At 67.7% G+C, this 4,317-nt stretch carries 7 protein-coding genes; 4 read left to right on the top strand and 3 right to left on the bottom strand.

Annotated elements, in window-relative coordinates:
* Window positions 1-1,355: sensor histidine kinase (locus tag AX685_RS19795; protein ID WP_231792323.1), on the bottom strand; the 1,355-nt coding region annotated here is incomplete at its 3' end.
* A gap of 45 nt (window positions 1,356-1,400) precedes the next feature.
* Window positions 1,401-1,559 carry a NepR family anti-sigma factor gene (locus AX685_RS22980; protein WP_176484782.1) on the bottom strand — a complete coding sequence of 53 codons (159 nt, stop codon included), beginning with the start codon at window positions 1,557-1,559 and terminating at the stop codon, window positions 1,401-1,403.
* 251 nt (window positions 1,560-1,810) lie between these two features.
* Between AX685_RS22980 and AX685_RS19790 the strand changes: the two genes are divergently transcribed.
* From AX685_RS19790 to AX685_RS19785, 3 genes are all read left to right on the top strand, one after another.
* Window positions 1,811-2,605, top strand: a complete 795-nt coding sequence (locus AX685_RS19790; protein ID WP_066491870.1) for a response regulator — start codon at window positions 1,811-1,813, stop codon at window positions 2,603-2,605.
* Window positions 2,606-2,678: 73 nt separating this feature from the next.
* The gene (locus tag AX685_RS22975) at window positions 2,679-2,816 is read left to right on the top strand and encodes a hypothetical protein (RefSeq protein ID WP_176484783.1); all 138 of its coding nucleotides are present in this window, start codon (window positions 2,679-2,681) and stop codon (window positions 2,814-2,816) included.
* Window positions 2,817-2,921: 105 nt separating this feature from the next.
* Window positions 2,922-3,563, top strand: a complete 642-nt coding sequence (locus AX685_RS19785; RefSeq protein ID WP_066491867.1) for a sigma-70 family RNA polymerase sigma factor — start codon at window positions 2,922-2,924, stop codon at window positions 3,561-3,563.
* A 66-nt stretch (window positions 3,564-3,629) separates the two neighbouring features.
* Here AX685_RS19785 and AX685_RS22970 read toward each other — a convergent pair whose 3' ends face one another.
* A complete protein-coding gene (locus tag AX685_RS22970; RefSeq protein WP_066491866.1) occupies window positions 3,630-3,812 on the bottom strand; it encodes a hypothetical protein in 183 nt (60 codons plus the stop codon).
* Between the two features lie 38 nt (window positions 3,813-3,850).
* On the opposite strand from AX685_RS22970, the gene AX685_RS19775 reads away from it, so the two are divergent.
* A partial coding sequence (locus tag AX685_RS19775) for a DUF294 nucleotidyltransferase-like domain-containing protein (protein ID WP_231792322.1) occupies window positions 3,851-4,317 on the top strand: 467 nt, incomplete at its 3' end.

Here is a 4,317-nt window from a genome sequence, read left to right as displayed (position 1 = left end):
AGCGAGAGGCGCAGCTGCATTTCGGGCGCGCAGGTCATCGCCAGTTCGACCAGTTCGGTCACCAGGAACGACACCGCGACCGCCACGTCCTGCGTCACATAGAAGGGATCGACGTCCAGCACGATGCTGATGCGGCTGCCCTCCGGCGCGGTGGCGCGGATCGACGAGGCGAGTTCGCCCAGCACCGAGCGCAGCCCGACGCCGCGATTCTCCTCCATCTCGGCATAATGATAGCGGTGCACGACCGCGAGCGCGTCGACCCGCCGCTGGATCGAGGCATAGGCGCGCGTCGCCTCCGGGTTCTTCGCGCCGCGGGCGTGGAAATTGATGAGGCTGGAGATGACCTGGAGGTTGTTCTTGACGCGGTGGTGGACCTCTCGCGTCAGCTTGGTCTGCCGCACCAAGCCCTCCGCCAGCCCGGCTTCGTGGATCGCGACCGTGCGGCTGAGGGCGCGGAAGGTGTCGCCCAGTTCGCGAATCTCTTGCGCGGGCAGCGCGCTGAGCATCGCCGGATCGGGTTGATCGCCGGGGGAGTAAGCGGCGATCGAGCCGCGCAGCGCGCGCAGCGGCGCGATCAGCAGGCGATCGACCACGAACCAGCTGATCGCCGCCGCCGCCGCCCACATCAGCACCGGCAGCGCCATCGCGATCAGCAGTGGCGAGCCGATCGGCGCGCTGCGCACCTGCATTTCCAGCACCAGCCCGCCGATGCCCAGATCGTTGCGGATGCTTTCGCGCCGTTCCAGCGCGGTCTGGCGTTCGAGTCTGACCAGATCGAGCCGCGCATCGTCGAGCGTCAGTGCCGCGCCATAATCGGGGGCGAAGCCGCTCGGCTGGCTGATCTGCGCCAGGAAGTTGGCGGGGAAATAGGCGGCGGCGGTCAGCCCGTTGTCGCGCCCTGCCAGCCGCAGCATCAGCCCGCGATTGTCGACGATCCGCGCGCTGACGACGGAAGAGCTGTTCTGCCGCGCGAAGGCGGCGGCACCGGGGAACGGCTCGCCGCAGACCGGCCGGCCGCGGCGGTCGAGGATGACGAAGCCGGTGCCCTCCGCCGATTGCTGCGCGAACACGCCCTGCGCACGCGCGCAACTGGGCGCGTCACCCAAATCGGCGCGCAGCGCATCGACCGCGACACGCAGCGCGGTCATGTCGCCGACCAGCTCGATCGCGATCGCGCGGGTTGATTCGGCCGCGGCGACCCGCAGGTGCGAGCGCAATTCGGTATCGGCGATCTGCGTGACGCGCAGCGTCGCGAACGTGGCGATCAGCGCCAGCGGCAGCAGCGCAATGCTGAGGATCAGGAACAGCTTCGCGCCGGTCGGCCAACGGGCGAACATGTCGCCGCGCGTGGTCACCGGTGTTTCCTGTTCGGGCATGGATGGGGCGACGGCCATCGGCCGTCAGTCGAGCTTACCGAGCAGCGAAAGCAGGTCGTCCGGCACCGCTTCCTCCACCGTCTTCTGATAGACGGAGCGAAGCGCCGATCCCATGTCCCTGTTCTTCGATTGCGCGGCAGTGCCTTTTTTGGGCTTCTCCTGCGCCTTGTTCTCCGACGTCAACGCTTACCCCCCAAAGCGACACTGCGGCCAGATGGCGGGCAGGTCGAGCGGAACAGATGGTACCTCTTTCCTGTAACGCAGATGCGTACTCGCCGATGAAACCAAACAGCTACTCGTTGGTTCCCACCGCGTGCGACGAAAATCGCCGACCGGGGGGTTCAATATGCCGCGGCCGCGTTCTGGTCCACATTCTGTATGATGTCGCAGCGGCGCCGCGTAGCGCGTCCGCTGCCTGGGAGGGCTTACTGCACATGTCGCTCGGACAACAACTCGCGCCGCATCTTCCGTTCCTGCGCCGGTACGGCCGCGCGCTGACGGGCAGCCAGGCGCAGGGCGACCGGTACGTGCGCGCCACGCTGGAAGCGATCGTCGCGGCGCCGGGCGAATTCCCGCGCGACGTCGATCCGCGGCTGGGGCTGTACCGTACGTTCCAGGCGATCTGGAACTCGACCAATTTCGACGAGGTCGCGGCGGACGACGTCGCCGAGGAACAGGAAGCGGTGGCGCGCGCGCGGCTGTCGCGGATGACGCCGCTGTCGCGGCAGGCGCTGCTGCTGACCGCGATGGAAGGCTTCACGCCCGAAGATGCGGCCTATCTGATCGAGGTCGACGCCGCGGAGGTCGATGCGCTGGTCGCCGAGGCGCTGGCCGAGATCGAGAAGCAGACACGCGCGCGTGTGCTGGTGATCGAGGATGAGCCGATCATCGCGATGGACATCGAATCGATCGTCCGCGACCTGGGCCACGAAGTGACCGGCGTGGCGGTGACCCGCGACGAGGCCGTGGCGCTGGCGATGGAGGATCGCCCGGGGCTCGTGCTGGCCGATATCCAGCTGGCCGACGACAGTTCGGGCATCGACGCGGTCAAGGATATCCTGGCCGAGTTCAACGTGCCGGTGATCTTCATCACCGCCTTCCCCGAACGGCTGCTGACCGGCGAGCGGCCGGAGCCGACGTTCCTCATCACCAAGCCGTTCCAGCGCTCGACGGTGAAGGCGGCGATCAGCCAGGCGCTGTTCTTCGACGAAAGCACGGTTCCGGCCTGACCTTCGTTCAACCGATGCGACGGGTCCGTACGATCGATACGGACCCAAAACATTGCTCGCGGGTTATAGACGCATGGCAGACGACAACGATCGCATCCGCATGGATGCCACCGACGCGCGGGCCGGGGCGACCCCGGGGATGACGCGCTATATCCTGGCCGCCTCGCTGGTGCTGGTGGTCGTGATCTTCGCCGCCATCCTATTGTCCTGACACGCGATGTTGACCCGCGGACTGGCCAAGCGGCCGGGCAGCCCCTATCTTGGGCCATCGGACGCCGGCGCCACTGACGGTTCGGCGCCAGAGCGACGGAGCGGCATGACTGAACATCCACCCGGCGTGGACGATGCGCCGGCCGACGCGCCGGTCGAGCACGTCTCGCTTTCCGATCCCGAGTTCAAGAAGCAGCTTGCGCTCGTCATCCCGCACCTTCGCGCGTTCGGCCGGTCGCTGTCCGGCAATCGCGATCTCGCGGACGACCTGGTGCAGGAAACGCTGTTGAAGGCATGGGCCGCGCGCAAGCGGTTCCAGGCGGGCACTAACATGCGCGCCTGGACCTTCATCATCCTGCGCAACCTGTTTCTCAGCCAGATGCGTCGTGCGCGCTTCAAGGGCGAGTGGGACGATCTGGTCGCGGACCGCGTGCTGGCGGCGCCGGCCAGCCAGGACAAGCATGTCGAACTGGCGGACATGCAACGCGCGCTGCTGCACCTGCCGCAGCCGCAGCGCGAGGCGCTGATTCTGGTCGGCGCGGGTGGCTTCGCCTATGAGGAAGCGGCCGAGATCTGCGGCGTGGCGGTCGGCACGATCAAGAGCCGCGTCGCGCGCGGCCGGGTCGCGCTGGAGGCGCTGATGAGCGGCAGCGACCTGTCGTCGCGGCGCGAGCATGAGACGGACGGCACGCGCTCGACGCTCGATTCGATCATGCACGAAGTGGACGAATTGAGCCGGGAACGCTGACGCGCACCATGCGGGTAACGGATCGGGCGTTGATGGTCATGCCATCGGCGCCTTTTTCCTGTCCGGTCATTTCAGATAGGACAGCTTCGCCAGCAATTGCGCCATGTCGGTGGGAAGCTCGGTCGGGACGCCTGCGTCGCGGCCGAAGGCCTTGCGCAATGGACCGGACAGATCGTCGGTCGCACGCGGCTGTTCCACGGTGTACGATCCGCCGCGTGACGATCCGGACGAGGCATGATGCGTGACCATGGCGTTGTAACGTCGGTGAAAAGATTAGGTTTCGTGCAGTGACCCGGATCGAGGATGCGCGCGAGCGTGCCGATCGCTGGTCGCCGTTCCTGTCGGGGCTGATCGCGCGCGACCTGGGCACCGCGCAGGCGCTGGCGGACGACGCCGACATGCCGTTGATGCGGCGGTTGCGGCTGGAGCGGCGGCGGCTGGCGCTGGAGGTGGCGCTGGGCGACCTGTCGGGTGCGCTGGATTTGACGGCGGTGACCGCGCGGCTGTCCGATTTCGCCGACGGTGCGCTGGATCGCGCGATCGCGGCGGCCATCGCCGAGCGCACGCCGGGCGAGGCGCGGCGCGGGTTCGCGGCGATCGCGCTGGGCAAGCAGGGCAGCCACGAGCTCAATTACTCGTCGGATATCGACCCGATCCTGATCTACGATCCCGCCACGCTGCCGCATCGCCCGCGTGAGGATGTGGCGGACGCGGCGGTGCGGATCGCGCGGCGGGTGCTGGAACTGCTGCAGGG

Origin of the sequence: Sphingomonas sp. CCH9-F2 (genome assembly GCF_001556735.1) — a bacterium.
Classification (GTDB): Bacteria; Pseudomonadota; Alphaproteobacteria; order Sphingomonadales; family Sphingomonadaceae; genus Sphingomonas; species Sphingomonas ginsenosidimutans.
Note: the sequence above shows the minus strand (reverse complement) of the source record. Positions and strands in the feature narration are given on the sequence as shown.

What these genes read in the sequence shown, in the direction of transcription:
- AX685_RS19790 (WP_066491870.1), top strand. Translation starts at nt 1,811, where the DNA reads ATGTCGCTCGGACAACAACTCGCGCCGCATCTTCCGTTCCTGCGCCGG.
- AX685_RS22975 (WP_176484783.1), top strand. Translation starts at nt 2,679, where the DNA reads ATGGCAGACGACAACGATCGCATCCGCATGGATGCCACCGACGCGCGG.
- AX685_RS19785 (WP_066491867.1), top strand. Translation starts at nt 2,922, where the DNA reads ATGACTGAACATCCACCCGGCGTGGACGATGCGCCGGCCGACGCGCCG.
- AX685_RS22970 (WP_066491866.1), bottom strand. Translation starts at nt 3,812, where the DNA reads ATGGTCACGCATCATGCCTCGTCCGGATCGTCACGCGGCGGATCGTAC.